We start from the raw sequence: 21,612 nt of genomic DNA on the forward strand, positions 1-21,612 counted from the left end.
AAGAATTACATGTATGAATGTGGCCGAAAGCATTGCTGAATTTGACGTTCACAAATCAGCTGTCTAGTTAAATCGCTGTTTTCCACCCGATTTTGCAGGATGCTGGCTTTCAGACTGCTGCGGTTTGGATACCAAGGCGTTTTTATCAATCTCACTGCTGTCGGTTCTGTATCTGGATACATCGCAAGCCAGATATATTGCTTGCAGAATTGAACCTTCCGAAGCCTGGTTTTTCCCGGCAATGTTGTAAGCAGTCCCGTGATCAGGAGAAGTACGAACTACCGGTAGCCCCGCTGTGAAATTGACACCTTCATTGAATGCAAGTGTTTTGAAAGGGATCAATCCCTGATCGTGATACATCGCTAAAACGGCGTCATACTTTTTGTAAGTGCCGGCTGCAAAGAAACCATCGGCTGGAAACGGCCCAATCACAAGGTGCCCTTTGTCCTTGAATGTCTTGATCACAGGCTGGATCACCTCTATTTCCTCGCTGCCCAGAAGGCCGTTCTCACCTGCATGCGGATTGAGGCCCAGAACTGCTAGTCTTGGCTTTTTGATACCGAAATCATTTTTAAGAGATTTAAGCATCTGGTCGATCTTGGCTGTTAATTTCTCGGCTGTAATTTGAGCTTTAACATTTTCTAATGGAATATGACCTGTGAGAACACCCACGCGCAAATCCCCTGCAACCATAAACATCAGGGCTTCATCAACCTCGAATGATTTTGCAAAGTATTCCGTATGTCCCGGGAATTTGAAATCGTCGCTTTGAATGTTATCCTTATTGATCGGCCCCGTTACAATGGCCTGTATCTTTCCCGACCGCAAATCTTCAACCGCTCTTTTTAAAGCTGCAAGTGATCCTTGTCCGGCTTCTGCTGTGATCTGACCAGGAGTAATCTCAGTCTGATGGTCGTGCCAGCAGGTAATAACATTGGCTAGTTTAGGGTTGGCCTGCTCTGCTTTTTGAATGCCATGCAGCGTCCAGTCCTTCATTTCAAAAAGATTTCTATATTGATTTAGCACGCGCAGTGAGCCGTAAATAATAGGCGTGCACAACTTGGCTAACTGGTTTCCTTCTAATGCCTTAAGGATTACTTCCGGCCCTATGCCGTTGTAATCGCCCAACGTAATTCCGATGACGGGTTTATTACTTATTTGATCGCTCATGAACTTAAAAAGATATTACAACAATTCTAATGTGCTTTTCTATATTACTTTTGCGGAAGTATTCCACCGGCAAGTTACAAAAAATCCCGTGCTCCCATGAAAATCCTGATAGCTGACTCTATGCATTCTTCTCTTTTTACAATGTTTGAAGAACGGGGATGGACCTATTCTTATCAACCAGAGTTTAAGCGTCAGGATATTATAGATGCTTTGCCAGGTTATGACGGTCTTGTAATCAGAAGCAAAACTTTTGTTGATAACGAGCTAATGGAAGCCGGAAAGCAGCTGAAATTCATTGCAAGAGCAGGAGCGGGGTTGGATTTGATTGACCTTGATGTAGCCGCTTTGCGTAAAATCGATGTTTTTCATGCAGGAAAAGGTAACCGGGACGCGGTGGCAGAACATGCACTAGGTATGTTGTTGGCTCTGTTTAATAATATTATTCGTGCCGATCGCCAGGTGCGGCAGGGGACTTGGGACAGAGAAGGCAACCGTGGTGTTGAAATCATGGAAAAAACGGTTGGAATCATCGGTTACGGTAACAACGGTGGTGCAACAGCAAAAAGACTTAGTGGATTTGGTTGCAAAGTGCTGGCTTATGACAAATACCGTGACAATTATAGTGATGCGTTTGCAGAAGAAGCTTCAATCGAGCGTATTATGCAAGAAGCGGACATTTTAAGCTTACACATTCCTTTAACGAGCGAAACTAAATTCCTTGTAAATGAAGATTTTATCCAAGGTTTTACTAAGCCGTTTTATTTGCTTAACCTTTCAAGAGGAGAAACTGCACACCTTCGTGCAATTGCAGATGGATTAAAGTCTGGCAAAATTAAAGGTGCCTGCCTGGATGTGCTCGAAAATGAGAAATTGAAAAACCTTAAACCCGATCAGCAGGAAGCTTTTGATTATCTCTGCTCGGTGGATAACGTAGTACTGACACCACATATCGGCGGCTGGACACATGAAAGCTATTACAGGATAAACGAAGTTCTTGTTAGTCAGATCGAGCGTTGGCTAGACGTAACCAGCACCATTTCCAGCGTGCACTGACCTTGGATAATTGTTAGTTTTCTTCCTTTAAAACCACGCTCAGATTACCAGTTGATTCAAGATAACAGGTTTTTACTTTCTTGTAGTCGTCAACACCATTTTCTCGAAGCAGCCCATTCAGCTCATCCTCATCCATGAGCTGTTTTTCCATGTTTGCTCTGAGAAGCCTGCCATTTCTGATCAGCAGGATAGGCTCAGGTCTGGCCAATTTTCCGAACAGGATTTTTTTATAGCCCATCCAGTCGATAGCGTAATCCCAAAAAACTAGCGTGCAAATCAAGACAGCTCCTTCTGTGATTGAATTATAGGTTCCCGCCATAGCATTCTGAGCGGCATCGGAGATCATGGTAATCAGTAAAAGATCACTGATGCTAAGCTGACCCGTTCCGCGGCGGAACATCCGCAGGCATAAATAGATAACCCAATAAGTAATGGTTCCCCTTACAAATATTTCAAGGAGCGACAAACTGGGTATAAACATGTCGTCCCAATGTATGCCAATAAGCTTTTCCATGACAGTAATAAATTTCTGCGATTGCTATAAAACAAAAATGCCGACCAAAGGTCGGCACATTTGCATCTATTAGCCATGAAAAATAAAATACTTATTATTTGCCTAGTGTACCGCGAAGTGCACGTGGGATCTCCACAGAGGCGATCGGGTTGCTAGCAGCTGTCAATATAACAAAATTTTCAGCATTTACTGCACCCACTTTAACTGATTTTCCTAATTCAAGCTCAGTTACGTCTACGTTTACATAGTCAGGAATGTTTTCAGCCAGACCTTGTACACGCAATTTACGCAATTTTTGGTTCATTTTACCACCTTTCATTACGCCAGTAGAAGTACCTGTAAGTTTTACCGGCACATCAACCTTTATCTCTTTACCGTCAATGATCTGCAAAAAATCAGCATGAATCAATGAGTCATTAACCGGGTGAAATTGTTTTTCCTGTAAAATGGCATTGTAAATCGTTCCCTCGATGTTGAGGGTAACATTAAAAATATCCGGTGTGAAAAGCAACTCGCGGAACAACATAGCAGGTGCATAAAAATGTACTTGCTCGTTTCCACCATACAGTACAGACGGAACATAACCTTGTGAACGAAGTTCCTGGGCTTCCACCTTACCGAGATTCGCTCTTTTAAACCCTACAATCTCATGCGTTTTCATAAGAATATTTAATTTGAAAGTTAAAAAAAATAAAATTTACTGATTATAATTTATAAATAATGAACTAATAGATTCATGATCACGGATCCGTCCGATGGCCTTTGCAAATATTTCAGCGACAGATAGTACCCGGATTTTTTCGTTGTGTTGTTTCAGAGGAATCGTATCAGTAATGATCAGTTCTTCCAAAACAGAATTTGCAATGTTTTCGTGCGCTTTGCCAGACATAATTGCGTGTGTACTTATAGCACGTACAGAATTGGCGCCCTTATCAAGGATGAGTTCTGCTGCTTTGCAAAGCGTACCACCCGTATCAATAAGGTCATCTACCAACACTACATCCATACCTTCCACATCTCCAATTACCTGCATACTGGCAATTTCATTGGCTCTTTTCCTGTGTTTATCACAAAGGATCATATCCACGTTCAGGAACTTGGCAAAGTTTCTTGCACGGGCCGCACCGCCCATGTCGGGAGAGGCAATCAATAGATTTTTAAGGCCCAGCGACTGAATGTATGGAACAAAAATGGAGGTTCCTTCCAGGTGGTCAACCGGTAAATCGAAGAATCCCTGAATCTGTCCGGCATGCAAATCAAGTGTCATGAGGCGGTCAACACCCACAGAAGTAAGCAGGTTGGCTACCACTTTTGCAGCAATTGCTACGCGTGGCTTGTCCTTTCTGTCCTGACGGGCGTATCCGAAATAAGGAATCACAACTGTTACATAATGGGCAGAAGCACGGCGAGCGGCATCAACCATAAGTAACAATTCCATCAGGTTATCGGTAGGAGGGAAAGTGGATTGTATTAAAAATACGTCACATCCCCGTACTGATTCTTCAAAACTTGGAGATAATTCTCCGTCACTAAACTTCCTTAATGTGTAGCCACCCAGTTCTTTACCATAATACCGTGCAATGTTCTTTGCAAGATATTCTGATTGACTTCCTGAAAATATTTTAACGGTGTTGAATGAGCCCATGGCTAACTTAAAATTTGCGCAAAATTAAACAAAAATCAATTAATACGATAGTATTTCACTAAAAATATGAAATAGAGGCGAATACAAAGCCAGGCGGATAGGATGCCTACCATAGCACCAACCAGAATATCGCCCGGGTAATGCACGCCTACATATACTCTGCTGTAAGAATATAAACCTGCCCAGGCGAGTACCAACCACATGTACTTTATTTTGTCTTTCAGTAAAACAAACCAGACAGTTGCCAAAGCAAAGCTAGTGGAAGCATGTGAGGAAGCAAAGCCAAAGGAACCTCCACAGCCCGCAACCTCATGTACAAGTCCGGCAAGCGTAGGTTCATGGCAAGGTCTGAAACGTTCGAAATAAGGTTTCATAATCCCCGAAGTGATTTTGTCTGCAAATACCACAGCTACTATAACTGTAACCAGAATAGCAACCGACTTTTTCCCTTCGGTCTTCACGGAAACCGCGATCAAAACAACGTAAAGCGGAATCCAGGTGTACTTAAATGTAATCCAATACATCAATGTATCGGCCCACGGTGCATTGATCCCATTGAGCCAGAGAAACAATTCCTGGTCCGTATGTATCAGGCTGTTTACTGTTTCTGTCATGAATTAAACCCTAAGACGCTTCTGACTTTGCCAATTGTATGCTGCGCAATGGATCGAGCCTTGCCTTCACCTTCTGTCAGAATGCCTTCCAGCTCAGCGTTATTTTCCATGTAGTAATTGAAAATGCGGCGTGGTTCAGCAAATTTTTCCAGAATGTATTCAAACAATGCCTGTTTGGCGTGACCGTAACCATATCCGCCGTTCACATACCTGGTTCTCATCTCTGCAACTTCGCTTTCGTTAGCCAGGAGTGAATACAGCTTGAACGTGATGTCGTTGTCCGGATCTTTCGGTTCTTCCAAAGCTGTAGAATCGGACAGAATTTTTTTGGTTACCTTTTTAAGTTCATTTTCCGGCAGGAAGATATCAATGTAGTTATGATACGACTTGCTCATCTTTTGTCCGTCAATCCCTGGGATCGTCATGATCCGCTCATCAATCTGCGGTTCAGGAAGCACCAGAATATCTTGCCCGGCAAGCTGGTTGAAACGGCTCGCAATATCCTTGGTCATTTCCAGGTGCTGTTTTTGGTCTTTGCCAACGGGAATGATATTGGCGTCATAAAGCAGGATATCCGCCGCTTGCAATACCGGATAGGTGAACAGACCAGCGTTTACATCTGCCAGCTTCTCCGATTTTTCTTTAAAAGAGGTAGCATTTGCCAACATCGGGAACGGAGTGAAGCAGTTAAGGTACCATGCCAATTCCGTATGCTCCTGAACCCTTGACTGTCTCCAGAAAACATTTTTTTTGTAATCGAAACCAAAAGCGAGCCAGGTTGCGGCAATGGCTCTTACATATTCGGCACGCTGGGCTCCGTCTTTAAGTGTAGTAAGCGAATGAAGATCCGCTATAAAAAAGAAAGATTCGTTTTGTGGGTTTTTAGAAAGTTCAATCGCAGGCAGGATTGCTCCTAAAATGTTGCCCAAATGAGGACGCCCGCTACTTTGAATTCCTGTAAGGATTCTGGCCATTAATAATTATATAGTTGTTAATTTCTATTCAATGAAAAATGAAGCTCATGAATATTTGTCATATTTTAACATCACCTCACTGTGAGATTTTGTTTCTCCCTCATCACTTTGCTTTTTCCCTCGCTCAATTCCATTAATAACATGTTGAGACAAGTCGTCCTAAAAATCAGACTTATCCTGTTTCAACCTCACCTGAATTTCTTCCCAGTCTTTAATGGGTATCACTACGGCCGTTTTCTTCCCTCTCTCGTCTGACAAAAATTGAAGATTCATGACTTTCGGTTGATTATCAGTTTTTAAGAAACATTCATCATTCCAAAAGCCAAAATTCGTTAAATTGAATCAGAAAATGGTAGTAAATTTGAAAATATATAGATTTCCGGAGGCCATAGCCCCACAAAGGAGCCGCAGCAGTAAGCTTCATTTTTAACGGATCAGAACGATAAAATTCAATATTTCAATATGCTTAGAACGCAAACTCTCAATTTTTTAAGAGAACTGGTTCAGAACAATAACAGAGATTGGTTTCAGGGAAACAGGAAAAAGTACGATGACGCCAAAGCCGATCTTGAGCAGCTTGTTTCAATTTTAATCAGAGAAATAAGCACGTTTCACGACCTGGGGAATTTGCATGTAAAGGACTGTCTATTTCGTATCAACAGGGATGTGCGTTTTTCCAAAAATAAGGATCCTTATAAGAATAACATGGGTGCGGGTATCGGACCGGGAGGAAAGAGCTCCGGCAAGATTGATTATTATTTACATATTCAGCCAGACGGACAGTCGTTTCTTGGTGGCGGAATGTGGTCGCCAACCACCGAACAGCTCGCAAAGTACCGGCAGGAAGTGGACTACAACGCCCGGGAACTTAAAGAAATCATTCATAACAGCGACTTCCGCGAGTACTTCCCTGAGATACATGGCGATGCTCTGAAAACAATGCCGAAGGGATATCCCAAGGACCATCCTGAAATTGAACTGCTAAAAAGAAAACAGCTTTTTTTCATGCATCAATATTCGGATAAGGATGTGACTTCCAAAGATTTTGCCAACCAGATAGTAAAAGGTGTCAGACTACTGAAACCATATTGCGATTATATGAATTATATTCTTAGCCATAGCGAGGAGTAAAGGAGTTTACAGTATTAGTTTTTAGTATACAGTACTTGATTGGATTAATTCAAATAATTAATTTTCAGACGCTTAACCTGTTTACTGTAAACGCCATACTGTTAACTTGATACTAGCAAGAAGTGCGATTAAATCGCCCCGTAGACATAAACCGTTTTGGTTTTAACATTAAAAAATTAAAAATGCAATTTTCCCATTTACATTGCCACACGCAGTTTTCACTTCTCGACGGGGCTGCTGATATTAAAAAACTCTTCAAAAAAGCAAAGGCTGATAACATGCCTGCCGTGGCCATTACAGATCATGGTAACATGTTTGGCGTGTTCGAGTTTGTGGCCGAGGGAAACAAGCAGGGAATAAAGCCGATTGTAGGGTGTGAATTTTATGTAGTTGAAGATCGACACATTCGACAATTTACCAAGGAGAAGAAGGATGTACGGCATCATCAGCTGCTGCTTGCAAAAGATGAAATCGGCTATAAAAACCTGGTGAAAATGTGCTCCCTTGGTTTTATTGAGGGTATGTATGGTAAGTATCCAAGGATAGATAAGGAGCTGATCGTGAAGTACCACAAAGGTCTTATCGCAACGACTTGCTGCATTGGTGCTATTATTCCAAAAACGATCATCAGAAAAGGAGAGGAGGAAGCAGAAAAAGAGTTTCGCTGGTGGCTGGATCTGTTTGGTGAGGATTTTTATGTCGAACTTCAAAGGCATGAAATCCGTGATCAGTATATTGTGAATGAGGTTCTGATTAGGTTTGCAAGGAAATATAATGTCAAAATAATTGCTTCCAACGATTCGCATTATGTAGACCAGGAAGATTGGAATGCGCATGATATTTTGCTGTGTATCAATACAGGAGACAAGCAAAGTACTCCTTCGGCCAAGGATTTTGACGACGACAAAGGTATTCCGAAAGGATCAAGGTTCGCGTTTTTCAATGACCAGTTCTATTTTAAGAACACCAGCGAAATGATGAAGTTGTTCAACGACTTACCCGAGTCTATTGACAACACCAACGAAATCGTTGATAAGATTAAAACACTTAATCTGAACAAAGATATACTCCTTCCAAATTTCCCGATTCCAGAGGAATTTAAGACGCATACGCTGTCGGAAATGGTAGGTAAAAAGGAACTGACCGCAGATGTTCTCAATCAGTGGGAATATCTAAAACACCTTACATTTGAAGGTGCGAGGTTTAAATATGGCACCATCACCCCCGAAATAGAGGAACGGCTTAAATTTGAGTTGGATACCATCCGTAACATGGGTTTTCCTGGTTACTTCCTGATCGTCGCAGACTTTATTGATGCAGGACGCAAAATGGGGGTTTTCATCGGCCCCGGTCGTGGTTCTGCTGCTGGTTCAGTAGTGGCCTATTGCACCGGAATTACAAACATTGACCCGATTAAATACGATCTGCTTTTTGAGCGTTTTCTTAACCCTGACCGTATTTCACTTCCCGATATTGATACGGACTTTGATGACGAAGGCCGGCAGAAGGTAATCGATTACGTGGTTAAAAAGTACGGCTATAACCAGGTTGCTCAAATTGTAACCTACGGTACGATGGCGGCCAAATCTGCGATCAAAGACGTAGCGCGCGTTATGGACCTCCACTTATCGGAAGCGAATATCCTTGCTAAACTTGTGCCCGACAAGCCAGCTTACAACATGACGCTTAACAGGATTTTTACTGCACCACTTGAAGGAGAGGGAAGTCTTGCCAAAAAGGAAGGTCTTGCACCCGAGGAGATTGACAACGTAAAGAAAATGCGGGCAATCATTTCAGGTAAAGATTTGCAGGCCAGTGTATTGCAGGAAGCGAGACGTTTGGAAGGAACCGTACGAAATACCGGTATTCACGCGGCTGGTATCATCATCGCGCCAAGTGATTTGACTGAAATTATACCGGTGAGTACTTCCAAGGATTCGGAATTTTTGATTACCCAGTATCAAGGAAAAATCATCGAGGATGCCGGCGTTATTAAAATGGACTTTCTGGGACTGCGAAATCTGACCATCATTAAGGAAGCATTACGTCTTATTAAACAGAATCATGGAATTGAAATCGTTATTGACGACATTCCACTCGATGATCCAAAGGTTTTTGAGCTATTTCAAAAGGGTGAAACCAACGCCATATTTCAGTTTGAATCAGACGGGATGAAGAAACACATGCGTGATCTTATTCCGGACCGTTTCGAACACCTTATTGCCATGAACGCCCTTTACAGGCCGGGCCCTATTGCTTATATCCCAAGTTTTATACGAAGGAAAAACGGGCTGGAAGAAACAGCCTATGACTTGCCAGAACTTGAAGAATACCTGTCTGATACCTATGGAATCACGGTTTATCAGGAGCAGGTGATGCTTTTGTCCCAGAAGCTGGGAGGGTTTACAAAGGGACAGGCGGATACATTGCGTAAAGCGATGGGGAAAAAACAGATTGAAACCCTGAACAAAATGAAAGGGGATTTCATGAAAGGTGGCGGAGAAAAGGGACTGGATCTGAAAAAACTGGAAAAGATCTGGACCGACTGGGAAGCTTTTGCGTCCTACGCTTTTAATAAGTCGCATTCAACCTGTTATGCCTTCGTTGCTTATCAAACAGCCTATCTGAAAGCACACTACACTGCTGAGTACATGTCTGCGGTACTAACCAGCTCACTTGGCAACATTGAGAAGATTACCTTTTTCATGGAAGAGTGTAAAGCACAGGGACTTGTTGTACTTGGGCCTGATGTGAACGAGTCGGATCGCCAGTTTAATGCAAACAAAAAACATGAAATACGATTCGGTCTTGCTGGTGTTAAAGGAAGCGGGGATGCGGCGGTTGAAGCGATTATTGAAGAAAGAAAAAATGGCGGACCATTTAAAGATATATTTGATTTCATAACCAGAGTCAATTTACGGACTGTAAATAAAAAGACAATTGAAAGTCTTGCTTACGCAGGTGGGTTTGATTGCTTCACGGACTACCACAGAGCGCAATACTTTGCAAATGAACCAGGCGAGAATGGCACATTCATAGAACGCCTGATTCGTTATGCCAATAATTATCATGCTGAAAAAGCCTCGGCACAAGCATCATTGTTTGGTGCTTTTGGCGGGAACGAAATGCTGATGAGCAAGCCAAAGGCAGCAGACGTAGCTCCTTGGGGTGATTTGGAAAGGCTGCGCTATGAGCAGGATGTTGTCGGGTTTTATATTTCCGGACATCCCCTTGATACTTTCCGGATTGAGCTGGATAATTTCTGCACCTGCACCGCTGATCAGGTTATGTTTATTGCCGAAGGCGAACGACGCCCCAAACATTTTGATAAGGAGGTTGCCATTGGCGGAATCGTCACTAGTGTGATGGAACGAATGTCGAAAAACGGTAGTCCGTTTATAATTTTCAAAATTGAAGATTACAAGGGTTCCATTGAGATGCTGCTTGGTGGCGAAGACTGCGTAAAGTACCGCAACTATTTGCAGGTGGGTCAGTTCCTGCACATTAAAGGCAAAGTTCAGAATCGCTGGAAGCAGGAAGATCAGTTTGAATTCAAGATTGTCTTCATCCAGTTGTTGACTGAAATTCGTGAAAAGCTTTGCCGTAAAATTAAGATCAATCTACCGCTTGACTTCATTGACGAGCGGACCATCATGATCCTTAATGAGACCTTCGGTAATAATCCCGGCTCGTGCACTGTCAATATGACGGTAACCGATCCGGAAACCCGCCTGGAAGTGGAAATGTTGTCACGTGGTTATCGTGTTGCACCGTCCAATGAGCTCTTTAAGGCACTCGACAGCATGGAAGGTGTTAAATTTTCATTGAATTAGAGACTTTTTGGCCTTCAATTACAACCAGAGCGATTTTAGAAGACCAAATTATAGCTTTAAGTACAGTTGGCACGGAACTTTTAGTATGGGATATTGATTACTACAACAGATTAAATTAAAAACATTTAGACATTTTTTTGAAATGGGAAAAGCACTTGAAATTACCGATAGCACCTTTGAAGAATTGATCCAAAGCGACAAGCCAGTTCTTGTAGATTTTTGGGCAGAATGGTGCGGACCTTGTAAAATGATCGGGCCGGTTGTTGAACAACTTGCCGGAGAGTACGAAGGCAAAGCGGTTATTGGGAAAATGGATGTAGATATGAACTCGTCTATTCCTGCTAAATTCGGTATCCGTAGTATTCCAACTCTAATGATCTTCAAGAATGGTCAATTGGTGGATAAAGTAGTGGGTGTTGTACCAAAAACTACATTGGAAGATAAGCTAAACGCACAGATTGAAGCTACTGTATAAGTAGGCTTTGTATCTCATATATTAAGTAAAGGGGCTCATTCGAGCCCCTTTTTGCGTTACTGATGAAATGAAGTTTAAGTTTTATATAAAGTTTAGTTATATTTAAAATATGTAAAGAATGAATAGTATCAAACACATATGTTCAATATTTGATTAGTGTAGTATCAGCCTTTTAAATCAACAAACTAAAAGAATTATACATGACTAGGAACGTAGTTTATTTACTCATCCTCACCATTCTCTCTTTTTCATGTAAAGAGGCGGATAACAGAGACAGCAAAATTCTCGAACTGCCGTTAGCAATCGAAGATGGTTTCGGACCATTTCATTATGAGTATGGTAATCTTAGCCCACAGTATTCCAAAAATGATTCCATGCGTGTACCTTGGAATGCAATGTATATGCCCTTAAAAGGAATTCCTGATGATTGGAAGAAGGTAACAAAGTCGCATATGGTATTTGATTATAAACAACTGGTCTATCAGCATTATTATCTCGGTAACGTAAGTCAGGACATGTTTGATGAGTTCAAGACTTCCTGGAAATGGGAGCCTGACACAGCTCTTCTTTCTAAAAAACCAATTAAATGCGAAGTTTACGTAATTCATGGACTTGATAAAACAGGTAATTGGACAGTAATAATGGACTCCAATAACAACTTTGATTTCAGCGATGAAACACCTTTTTATCCGGAAACGGGTACTCAGAAATCTATTGAGTCATATAAAAAAACACAATTGGTCGATTACGAATATTACCGCAACGGTCGAGTTTTAACCACAAAACTTCCAATAGTGATTAAAAAAATCACTGATGCGCCCGAGGGAATGGATTACGCCTACAGTAGTCCTCAATATGCCACTACGGTTTTAAAATACGACGGGAAGGATTATAAAATAGGTGTTAGAAGAGGATTTTCTACCGTTGATTATGAGTTGCCGGAAATCGTTCTCATGGATGGGCTTAAAAAGGATAAAAAAATTCCAGTGTTTGCGGGAATAAATAAGGATGAATTTATTTCTGTTGGCGGCATTACAAATAAAATAACTTACAGGAATAAAGGCGTTGATCGCGTGAAGAATGTGCTCATTCTCGAAAGGGTAAATCCTGATGAAAAAGAAAGTTATTCACTTCAGAGCGGCTACAAATTTCAGCCGTTCAAGGCCAGGGAATTCAGGACGGGCAAACAAATTTCGCTTACAGATTACAAGGGTAAATATGTATTCATTGATTTCTGGGGTACCTGGTGCAAACCCTGTGTTGCCAGCATACCCGAACTGCAAAAAACATATAAATTGGCAGATAAAGAGAAAATAGAATTTATAAGTATTGCGGGTTTACAGAATCCCGAAGCGCTAACAAAATTCCTTGATAAACATGATATGCCCTGGCCGCAGATTATGTCCGATAGCCTTAATAAGTTAATTGAGACCTACAAAATTGAGGGCTATCCTTATGTGGTTTTGGTTGGTCCCGACGGCAGCGTTGTTAGTCGTAATCTTAGAGGAGACGATTTGACAAAACAATTACAGGATTTAAAATTACTTAAAATGTAAAGCGGTTGTTTTAAAATTCAGGCCTGTATATGACAGCTTAAATCACTTAAAAACAGTAAAGGGGCTCATTCGAGCCCCTTTACTGTTTTTAAACCCAGGAAGTCAATTATTCCGATTTCAAAGATTTCACCGGATCATTCAACGCCGCTTTTAGCGACTCATAACCAGCTGTAACCGCAGCTACTATGAAAGTGATCAGAATCGCTAAACTTAGAATATCGGCACCAATTGGAATACGGTATTCATAGTCCTGTAACCAGGCGTGCATCACGTACCAGCCAATAGGAGCGGCTAGTGCAAATGCAACCACGATAAGCAAAGCGATTTCCTTACCGAATATTCCTAAAATACTCCCCAAACTGGCCCCCAGGACCTTACGAACCCCGATTTCCTTTGTTTTTTGAGAAGCCATAAACTTAACCAAACCATATAGTCCGAGGCAGCCAATGAAGATCGAAATCATGGAAAAAACGCGGATGAGTTTCAACATGATATTTTCCAATTCGTAACTTCTGGCTATTTGCTCATTCATAAATGTCTGCTCATAGAGGTAATCAGGAAAATACTCATTCCAGAGTTTTTCTACGCTCTTCATAGTGCTGTGCAGATTGGTGGAATTGAGCTGAACGGCACAGCGGTAATTGCTGCTGTTGTGCGTGAAAACAGCGACCGGATCAATGCCATTCTGAAAGGATGTATTGTTCCAGTTTTTTAAAACACCATAAACAGGAGCGCTTACACCCCAAATTTTAATGTTCTTTCCTACCACATCGTTGGGATCCTTAAAACCAAGTTTTTCAACCACCTTTTCGTTGACCAAATATCCACGAACGGTATCACTCAAAGGTATATTTTGTCCGGCAACTAGTGTTAAGCCAAAGGTCTTGACGTAATTATTGTCGGCAGTTTTGGTATTGATCTGCCACAATTCATCTTTCTGACGGGTATCAAAACTAAAATTGCTCGTGTTATTCGATGAAGTTGTTGGTAGAAAAAGACAGAACGAAGCATCGGAAATACCAGGAATTTCCAATAGCCGTTGACGGAATGTGGTCTGGTTGATTTTATCGGGTGTTGGAATTTCAATGCTGGCAATTCCCTTGGTTTCGTATCCAACAGAACTTGATAACATAAAATCCACCTGATTGTTTACCACCAAAGTGCAAATAACGAGTAACTGAATGAGTACAAACTGGAAGACAATAAGCCCTCTTCTTAACGATATTCCACCAATATGCCTGGCCGTAACATTACCTTTTAACGCAAGCACCGGACGAAATCCCGCAAGTATGGTACCCGGATATGTTCCGGCCAGTAACACAACTATGACGAAAAGAGAAGCCAGAAACGACCATAGAAGCGGGTCACCCCATATCACAACTTTTGGCCAGGATCCGGGGCGGTCCAGCCATTCGGTGATGTTTGGTAAAATTAATGAAGCAAGTACGAACCCTATCGCCATGGCTGAAAAAGTGATCAAAGCAGTTTCCAGCAGAAACTGTGTAAAAACCTGTCCTTTGGTACCACCGACAGCCTTACGCACACCCACTTCTTTGGACCTGCGCAGCGCCTGAGCAGTGGCCATATTAATGAAATTGAAGCAGGCAGTTACAATCAGGAATATACCAATTGCGCTCATGATCCAGATCCACTTCATTGGCATCGCACCATAATAAGGAATGGAATGGTGCATTTCCTTAAAAGGTATCAAATTGTGCGCGTAAGATTTGTAGTCAGTGCCGTGGTATTTCTTGTTCAACGCCGCCATTTGTCTATTGGCAGTATTGATGTCCACATTTTCAGGCAACAAAACGAAACAAAAAGTACTTGAATTGACACCACCCCAGTGATCCAGACCGCTTCCGCCATATCTGAATTTAGGATTCGCCGTCAGCGTTTCAAACGACACAAAAAGCTCGTATGGTAAATCTGTATTGTCTGCCGGATTATCTATAATGCCCGTTACTTCCAGGTTGAGCTCGTTGGATAGTTTGATCACTCTTCCAATCGGATTTTCCTTTCCAAAGTATTTCTGGGCTATCGCTTCACTGATGACTACCGTATTCGGCTTGGTCAGCGAAGATTTAGGATTCCCAATCTGCCAATTTGCATCAAAAATTGAAAAGTATTCAGGATGAACATAGGCCAGCATAGGACCTTCCTCTTTGAATTTCTTGATTGGTTTTTCCACTATTATCCAGAACAGACAAAAACGGATCATAATTTTCAACGCACATAGACGAGGTGAAGGCAGGCATTTCAGTACGCATTGCTTTCCACATAGGCATAGGGACACCTCGGGAATAACCTACTCCGTCAAAATGGAACTCTGTGGTTATCTGATATATCCTGTCAATGTTTTTGTGAAAATGATCATGAGTAGTCTGAAAACGAATGAACCAGAAAACGATCAGGGAGCAGGCAAGGCCAATCGACAAACCGGCAACATTAAGAATGGCGTACAAACGATTACGAGTAAGATTACGCCAAGCGATTTTGAAATAATTTTTGATCATAACTCCACAAAACTATATTGAATAACTGCGAACACGTCAGGGCTAATTTTAAGTTTTGATTTAAAAAACATGCCATGGTCTATATCCGCTCATTAACAGCTACTTATCATACTCATAATGTCCGGTAACGAACACTTTCGTTCGCTCCCGACCGCATAATCATTGGTTAAAACACACGTTTTACATTTGAACAAACCTCCTGTTTCCGAAAATAGGTATGTTTCAAAGCTCAGGCTATGGTCATTACTCATCACCCTTATCCATTTTGATTCTGCGCATAACATCAGGTTGGGTAGTAATTGATGAATCACAAGTAATGGCAGTACCAGGTCTGCGGTTAGCTGTTGATCCAGTTTGGATATTATGAGCTCAGGTAAAACAGCATTGTCATCATCCGGAACAATATCAACAAGACTTTCTACAAAAAAAAGATCATTAATAAAGTCACATAGCTCAATAATCCGGGCACGGTTCGGTTGGGTCAGTCCCAAAATATGGATATGAACGAAGTATTGCAGCTTAATAAGTCTTTTTAATTCTTCCAGTTCTGTTATATTTTCCCCGAGCAAAATCAGATTTCTCTTCTGCTGTGCCAGTTCCCTGGCAACGACCCGTCCTATAACTGTATCTGCATTTGTTATTACATGGAAATTCATGGCGTTCTCAAATTTATTTTTCCCTCTTTTTAAGGTAAACCCGTAGTTAGTTGTCGTATCCGAAAAGCATCTGTCAGGATGTTCCACACCAATAACTTTTACAAAGAAAGACGGCAACACCATGGAAAGAAATACTGATTTATCATTACAAATACCCGGAGAAACTACCAATTGGGGCTATGGGATTGGTGGCAAACAATTGGCACTCGTAAAGGCCATGGCTCAGTTATGTAACAGCGGGGTAACTATTTATGATTTGAAAAAAGGTGTCCATATCTACACATCCTCTTCATTTTATCGGGTATTTGGTTTCCAGGGATTAGGCCAGCAAAATGTACCCAATGAGGTCTTTGACTCTCGGGTACATCCGGACGACCTGCGCAAATTGGCACACAATGGAGCTTTGGCGATGAGATACATCATGAAGCTCCCAGCATGCTTTCGCAGAGATTACAAGATGATCACGGAGTATCGGATCAGGAACAGTACTGGGGACTACATTCAGGTAACCGAGCAACACCATGTATTAGAACTTGATCGTAGCGGAAATGTATCTCTTTCGTTGGGAGTGATAGATGTTTCGCCAAATCAGGCGGTAGGGCGTGGTGTGCAATTCCAGTTAATCAATTGTCATAACGGAGAATTAGTTGATCTGATGCCGAAAGAAAAACCTGTAACGAAAGATCTGACATTACGTGAAAAACAGATTTTGGAAATGATTAGAAGCGGCAATTTGAGTAAAGAAATATCTCACATGCTTTCCATAAGTGTGCATACCGTTAATACACATCGCCAGCGCATTCTTGAAAAATTGAACGCAGGAAATGCTATGGAAGCCGTTTTAAGCGCAAGAAGTAAGGGGATAATTGTGTGAAGCTGTGGTATTGACTGGGAATATATACAGGGCGCACCTATTCCCAGTCAAAAATTTACTCTGCGATTTCGATGCTGTATGAAGCCTCAAACGTCTCTCCGGCAGCAAGCCTTAAAATTCCCTCTTTATTTTCGAACCGCTGATCCGAATCAACATTGTCCGCAATGCCAAGCCATGGCTCAATGCATACAAACTCAGCGTTTGGCTTTGCCCATATTCCGAGATATGGAAAATCGTCAAACTTAACTGTGATAACCTGGCCCGATTTGGTACTTCGGAGACTAACCTGTCTGGATTTCAGATTCTTAAATATCAGCGCATCCTGATCAAATAGATGACCGTTTAAATGAAGCACATTGGTATTGTGTAAAACAGGTTTTGTCCGGCTTCCTACCAAGCCTCCGTCTTCAAGCAGCCAGGTAGAGTCTGTTTCTATCTGTTCAAATTCGAGGTAATAATCCTCGTATACTTCACCTTCGTTCAACGGACATTTAAATGCCGGATGTGCACCAAGAGAAAAAAGCATCTGATCTTCACCCTGATTTACAATCTTGTGACTGACAATGATTTTGTCCCCATCTAACCTGTAAGTTATCCGAAACGAGAATTTGAAAGGGTATATTTTCAATAACGCTTCATCAGAATCAAGTCCGAAAGTGAGACTATTATCGGTTTGTTCAGTAAGTTTTACCTTGTCATTATTTCTGACAAAACCATGACGGGGAACCGCATATTCGCCGCCTTTGTATTTTACAAAACCATTCTTAATCGCACCAATTACCGGAAACAGAACAGGAGAGGTGCTACCCCAAACATCGGGATTCCCATTCCACATAAAATCTTTACCCGTAACAACGGACTGTATACTGCTTAGCTCAGCACCCGTTTGTTTCACTGTGATCCGGAGCTTGTCATTTTTTATTTCAAATACCATAATTTTCTACGCTGAGATTATACAACAATTATATCTTATCAAGTGCCGCCAAAATTACGCTGCATCCTTCACGGATCTGGTCTTCTGTAATAGTCAGTGGCGGAGCAATGCGCATGGAATTGTCGCAGAACAAAAACCAATCGGTAACGACACCTCCATCAATACAAAGATCAATAGTTTGTTTAAGTTTTTCGAATGATTCCATTTCAGCTGCGAGCATGAGTCCTTTGCCGCGTACTTCTTTTATTATTTTTGGATGTACTAATAACGACTTCAACAGGGCTCCTTTTCCGATAGCCTTTGCTGGCAAATCTTCGCGAAGCGTAACCTGCAAGGCCGCCAGAGAAGATGCGCAACTCACTGGATGTCCGCCGAAGGTAGTGATGTGACCTAACACCGGATTGGTTTTAAGCACCTGCATCACTTCCTGTGAAGCCATGAAAGCTCCGATAGGCATTCCTCCCCCCATTCCTTTCGCACTCAATAAAATGTCAGGGTAGATGTCGTATTGTTCAAAAGCCCAAAAGCTACCTGTTCGGCCAAAGCCTGTTTGTACCTCATCAAAAATCAGCAAAGTACCCGTTTCAGTACATTTATCGCGAAGGGCTTTAAAATACTCTGTATTCGCCAGGCGAATCCCAGACTCACCACCCACGATTTCGATAATAACACCGGCTGTTTTTTCAGTAATCTGTTCAATATCATCAATTACACCATGCCTGATGTTTCTGATCTGGGGAAGTAATGGACGAAAGCTTTGTTTAAATGATTCGGCTCCGGAAAGACTAAGAGCTCCCTGCGTCGCACCGTGGTAGGCATTAAAACAGGATATAAATTCCGCTTTGCCGGTAAAGCGTTTGGCAAGTTTCATTGCGCCTTCAACCGCTTCGGTGCCCGAATTGGTGAAATAGACGTTATTTATCAAACCGTACGGAGATGGATTTTTGCTTTCAAATTTCAGCGTGTCCGCCAATGCCTTGGCTAGTTGGACCTGAGTTCCTTGTACATACTCACCATAAACAAGCAAATGCATATGTTTATCGAGCTGGTCATAGATCGCTTTCAAAACCTCCGGATGACGGTGCCCAACACTGCTTACGCCAATTCCTGAAATAAGATCCAGATAACGTTTTCCGTCTGTTCCATACATATACACGCCCTCGGCGCGATCTATTTCCAGTGCAAGCGGATAATCAGAAGTTTGGGCAATATGATCAAAAAAGTGTTGGCGGTGGGAAATATGCATTTGTTAATGTAATATACTTTTAAAAAGTATACATCTTTTTTATTTATAATAAAGTATTAAATGTAAATGTTACAGGATATTCAATCACAAACATTGGCCTGCACTCAAAGTACGGTACGCACGGGGTATCAACGTCAGGAAACCGTTAGGGATTTATGCTCACTTCTCAAAATAACAGGCACTGCCACCAACCCAGGTGAAGTTTTTGTTAAAATCGACCCCGATCATTTCTCCTCTGCTCAACCTGCTCAGGCTGATCATCAATTCGGGGCGCTCTGAATTATCGGGCCAGCCATACATCATCCTGATCTCACATTTTACCAGTCCATCAGGTGCCTGAATCACTGGCTCATACACCACCTTCTTTTGCAATATGTAATTTTCAGGATCGGGTAGGGTAGTCAGCATGTCTTCTGTGACATGAATTTTTACGCCGCTTCCGGCAAAGGAGAAAAGAGGTTTTAATACATAGTTTTCAAGATCTGCCGGGAAAACCATATTGTAGTCGCTTACAAATTTGGTTTCAGGAACAAAACGGCTTTTTAGCAAAGGAAGTGCAAACTTGCTTATTCTATAAAACCAATTTGGATGACCAACCCAGGTTACATCCACGTCGTCCGTAAATTGATAACTGGTTTTCAAATCATTGTATTTCGCCAGATCGTCGAAAATCAACCGATTGTAAATTCTCTTAATGCGGATTTTCCGGCCATCTTTTTCGTAGTACAATTGCTTTCCTTCCCGTATCAGCTTTGTGTAACACACAGCTTTAACACCGATCATCTCTTCCGTAATGGCAAAGTCAATTCTAGTCTTTTGCTTTTCAGGAAATATCTCCAGAAGAATAACCTGCTCCGGATCCTCGCCAGCTACAATCAAATCCCTTAAAGAATCAATGTACTCCTGATACGAATGTGTATTCAGCGTATATTCAAAGTTATTAGGAATAGAAAAATGTTTTGGAAAAGTTTCAGACAAATAGGCCTGGTAACCATACAGAGAAGGAAAGCCCTGTAATTCAATAAGCTGTGGAACAAGCTCTCCCGTTTCGGTTTTAGAAATTGCAAAATCTATTGCCAGAAAAGAAGTGTGTTCATTCTCATTTGGTACACTTTGATCTGCCGGAACAGCCCTTTCAGTTTTCTCTCTAAAATCAGGAGATAACAGCGTTTCAATAATTTCGTCGCAAGCCAGAAGCAAATTCTTCTTTAGCGGGGATGGAATGAAAACCGGGGTTTCGGCAATCCTGAAATCCAGCATACCCGGATAATCCGAATCGATAGCCTTTACAAACTGACTGTAGGCATTTTCATTAAACGACGCATTGAATTCTTTTCGGGATCCGGGATGCATAATATCGAATGATCGGATTTAAGTTTGAATGAAGTATATGCTCAGAGGGTGCTATGCAGTAACTGAATCACCGCTGAAACTTTTGGTGAGCGCATTTTTTAAGAATGCGGGAATGATAACCGACTCGGTCATCAGAATCTTGTCGGGATCGTTCAAGTGCTCGATCATGTCATTGTATTTCTGTTCACCGTGATTGGCAATAATTGAAACCTTTTTATCATCTCGCAGGAAATAACGCAACATACCCTCTGCGTCCGCTTCCGGATGAAACTGAGTTCCGACAATCTCGTTTGAGAAACGGATGGCCATCACCGCACGCTCCAATTGTACATGCGGTCTTATTTTTTCCAGACAAAGTATTTTGGCTTTCATATGTTCCATCGCAAGGTTATTGGGCTGGGTTACCTGAAAATCCCGAGAATCAACGATCCAGAACGGATCTTCCAGCTTGCTGAGCATACTATCCTTTCGCCCGAACGATGTCTTGTGAACAGGAAATGTTCCAAATGATGTCTTTCTTCTCTTACTTACACCAGCAAGCTGCCAGTGAATACATGCCATTTGGAACGAATGACATATAAGGAATAAATGCTTTTTGGTACGATTGTGCCGATTGGCATTGTAGTTAAGTATGCCATCAAGAAAATAAAAATACTTCCTCTCCCATGCCTCACCCGCAGGCGAAGGATTTCCTGGTCCACCGGTAGAGATATACGCATGAAAATCAAGCGAAGGAATTTCTAATTTTTGACGTACATCAAACACCTGGTATTCAAGTTCCAGGCCCTCAGTTTCCCCAAATGCGGTGATTATCTTCTTAATACAGCGCATTCCTTCATTCTCAAATCCGTTGTACATATCCAGAATGGCAATCCGGAAGTGTTTCTTAGTATCGTTCATTTTTATAATTGGCTGTAATCTGTCAGCGATAATTTGTTGCGTGGCGGTCCTATGTTACCGCCATTTCTTGCGCAAAGTTCGGCATTATTAACCTTAATGTAAACCTCTGCCTATGGTTTTGTCTCAAAAGTCAACATAAAGCAACGATCGGGAGTCAGTTAACGCCCC

19 protein-coding genes are annotated in these 21,612 nt (G+C 41.8%); 6 read left to right on the top strand and 13 right to left on the bottom strand.

What is annotated here, in order from left to right; all coding sequences use genetic code 11:
• Positions 1 to 63: 63 nt before the first annotated feature.
• Positions 64 to 1,170: a 4-hydroxythreonine-4-phosphate dehydrogenase PdxA gene (pdxA, locus tag LZG71_RS00775; RefSeq protein WP_233816129.1), complete on the bottom strand. Its 1,107-nt coding sequence runs from the start codon at positions 1,168 to 1,170 to the stop codon at positions 64 to 66.
• A gap of 96 nt (positions 1,171 to 1,266) precedes the next feature.
• Here pdxA and LZG71_RS00780 point away from each other — a divergent pair, with 96 nt between their 5' ends.
• Positions 1,267 to 2,223: an NAD(P)-dependent oxidoreductase gene (locus LZG71_RS00780; RefSeq protein WP_233816130.1), complete on the top strand. Its 957-nt coding sequence runs from the start codon at positions 1,267 to 1,269 to the stop codon at positions 2,221 to 2,223.
• 13 nt (positions 2,224 to 2,236) lie between these two features.
• Here the strand turns inward: LZG71_RS00780 and LZG71_RS00785 are convergent, their stop codons facing one another.
• The 5 genes from LZG71_RS00785 to trpS form a co-directional block, all read right to left on the bottom strand.
• A complete protein-coding gene (locus LZG71_RS00785) occupies positions 2,237 to 2,737 on the bottom strand; it encodes a DUF421 domain-containing protein (RefSeq protein WP_233816131.1) in 501 nt (166 codons plus the stop codon).
• Positions 2,738 to 2,831: 94 nt separating this feature from the next.
• Positions 2,832 to 3,398 (bottom strand): 50S ribosomal protein L25/general stress protein Ctc, encoded by a 567-nt coding sequence (locus tag LZG71_RS00790; protein ID WP_233816132.1) that lies wholly within the window; start codon positions 3,396 to 3,398, stop codon positions 2,832 to 2,834.
• Positions 3,399 to 3,434: 36 nt separating this feature from the next.
• The gene (locus LZG71_RS00795) at positions 3,435 to 4,382 is read right to left on the bottom strand and encodes a ribose-phosphate pyrophosphokinase (RefSeq protein WP_233816133.1); all 948 of its coding nucleotides are present in this window, start codon (positions 4,380 to 4,382) and stop codon (positions 3,435 to 3,437) included.
• Positions 4,383 to 4,417: 35 nt separating this feature from the next.
• A complete protein-coding gene (locus LZG71_RS00800) occupies positions 4,418 to 4,996 on the bottom strand; it encodes a phosphatase PAP2 family protein (protein ID WP_233816134.1) in 579 nt (192 codons plus the stop codon).
• Positions 4,993 to 5,970 carry a tryptophan--tRNA ligase gene (gene trpS / locus LZG71_RS00805; RefSeq protein WP_233816136.1) on the bottom strand — a complete coding sequence of 326 codons (978 nt, stop codon included), beginning with the start codon at positions 5,968 to 5,970 and terminating at the stop codon, positions 4,993 to 4,995. Before trpS ends, LZG71_RS00800 begins: the two co-directional genes overlap by 4 nt.
• A gap of 462 nt (positions 5,971 to 6,432) precedes the next feature.
• Between trpS and LZG71_RS00810 the strand changes: the two genes are divergently transcribed.
• The 4 genes from LZG71_RS00810 (at position 6,433) to LZG71_RS00825 (ending at position 12,965) form a co-directional block, all read left to right on the top strand.
• On the top strand, positions 6,433 to 7,101 hold the full coding sequence (locus LZG71_RS00810; RefSeq protein ID WP_233816138.1) for a DUF2461 domain-containing protein: 669 nt from the start codon (positions 6,433 to 6,435) through the stop codon (positions 7,099 to 7,101).
• 182 nt (positions 7,102 to 7,283) lie between these two features.
• Positions 7,284 to 10,934 (top strand): DNA polymerase III subunit alpha, encoded by a 3,651-nt coding sequence (gene dnaE, locus LZG71_RS00815; protein WP_233816139.1) that lies wholly within the window; start codon positions 7,284 to 7,286, stop codon positions 10,932 to 10,934.
• Positions 10,935 to 11,076: 142 nt separating this feature from the next.
• A complete protein-coding gene (gene trxA / locus LZG71_RS00820) occupies positions 11,077 to 11,409 on the top strand; it encodes a thioredoxin (protein WP_233816140.1) in 333 nt (110 codons plus the stop codon).
• 200 nt (positions 11,410 to 11,609) lie between these two features.
• Positions 11,610 to 12,965, top strand: coding sequence for a TlpA disulfide reductase family protein (locus LZG71_RS00825; protein ID WP_233816141.1), 1,356 nt, complete (start codon positions 11,610 to 11,612; stop codon positions 12,963 to 12,965).
• A 106-nt stretch (positions 12,966 to 13,071) separates the two neighbouring features.
• Here the strand turns inward: LZG71_RS00825 and LZG71_RS00830 are convergent, their stop codons facing one another.
• The 3 genes from LZG71_RS00830 to LZG71_RS00840 form a co-directional block, all read right to left on the bottom strand.
• Entirely contained in the window at positions 13,072 to 15,156 is a 2,085-nt protein-coding gene (locus LZG71_RS00830; RefSeq protein WP_233816142.1) for an FtsX-like permease family protein, read from the bottom strand.
• Complete coding sequence (locus LZG71_RS00835) at positions 15,095 to 15,481, bottom strand: ABC transporter permease (protein WP_233816143.1); 387 nt, start codon at positions 15,479 to 15,481, stop codon at positions 15,095 to 15,097. The genes LZG71_RS00830 and LZG71_RS00835 overlap by 62 nt, the downstream gene beginning before the upstream one ends.
• 92 nt (positions 15,482 to 15,573) lie before the next feature.
• The gene (locus LZG71_RS00840) at positions 15,574 to 16,137 is read right to left on the bottom strand and encodes a hypothetical protein (protein WP_233816144.1); all 564 of its coding nucleotides are present in this window, start codon (positions 16,135 to 16,137) and stop codon (positions 15,574 to 15,576) included.
• Positions 16,138 to 16,258: 121 nt separating this feature from the next.
• On the opposite strand from LZG71_RS00840, the gene LZG71_RS00845 reads away from it, so the two are divergent.
• The gene (locus LZG71_RS00845; RefSeq protein ID WP_233816145.1) at positions 16,259 to 17,011 is read left to right on the top strand and encodes a LuxR C-terminal-related transcriptional regulator; all 753 of its coding nucleotides are present in this window, start codon (positions 16,259 to 16,261) and stop codon (positions 17,009 to 17,011) included.
• A 55-nt stretch (positions 17,012 to 17,066) separates the two neighbouring features.
• Here the strand turns inward: LZG71_RS00845 and LZG71_RS00850 are convergent, their stop codons facing one another.
• The 4 genes from LZG71_RS00850 to LZG71_RS00865 all read right to left on the bottom strand — a co-directional run bounded on the left by LZG71_RS00850 (position 17,067) and on the right by LZG71_RS00865 (position 21,444).
• Positions 17,067 to 17,945, bottom strand: a complete 879-nt coding sequence (locus LZG71_RS00850; protein ID WP_233816146.1) for an aldose 1-epimerase family protein — start codon at positions 17,943 to 17,945, stop codon at positions 17,067 to 17,069.
• A gap of 28 nt (positions 17,946 to 17,973) precedes the next feature.
• Complete coding sequence (locus LZG71_RS00855; protein ID WP_233816148.1) at positions 17,974 to 19,191, bottom strand: aspartate aminotransferase family protein; 1,218 nt, start codon at positions 19,189 to 19,191, stop codon at positions 17,974 to 17,976.
• 159 nt (positions 19,192 to 19,350) lie between these two features.
• Positions 19,351 to 20,544: a hypothetical protein gene (locus tag LZG71_RS00860; protein ID WP_233816150.1), complete on the bottom strand. Its 1,194-nt coding sequence runs from the start codon at positions 20,542 to 20,544 to the stop codon at positions 19,351 to 19,353.
• A 51-nt stretch (positions 20,545 to 20,595) separates the two neighbouring features.
• Positions 20,596 to 21,444, bottom strand: a complete 849-nt coding sequence (locus LZG71_RS00865) for a type 1 glutamine amidotransferase (protein ID WP_233816152.1) — start codon at positions 21,442 to 21,444, stop codon at positions 20,596 to 20,598.
• Between the last annotated feature and the right edge of the window lie 168 nt (positions 21,445 to 21,612).

Origin of the sequence: Dyadobacter sp. CY312 (genome assembly GCF_021390535.1) — a bacterium.
Classification (GTDB): domain Bacteria; phylum Bacteroidota; class Bacteroidia; order Cytophagales; family Spirosomataceae; genus Dyadobacter.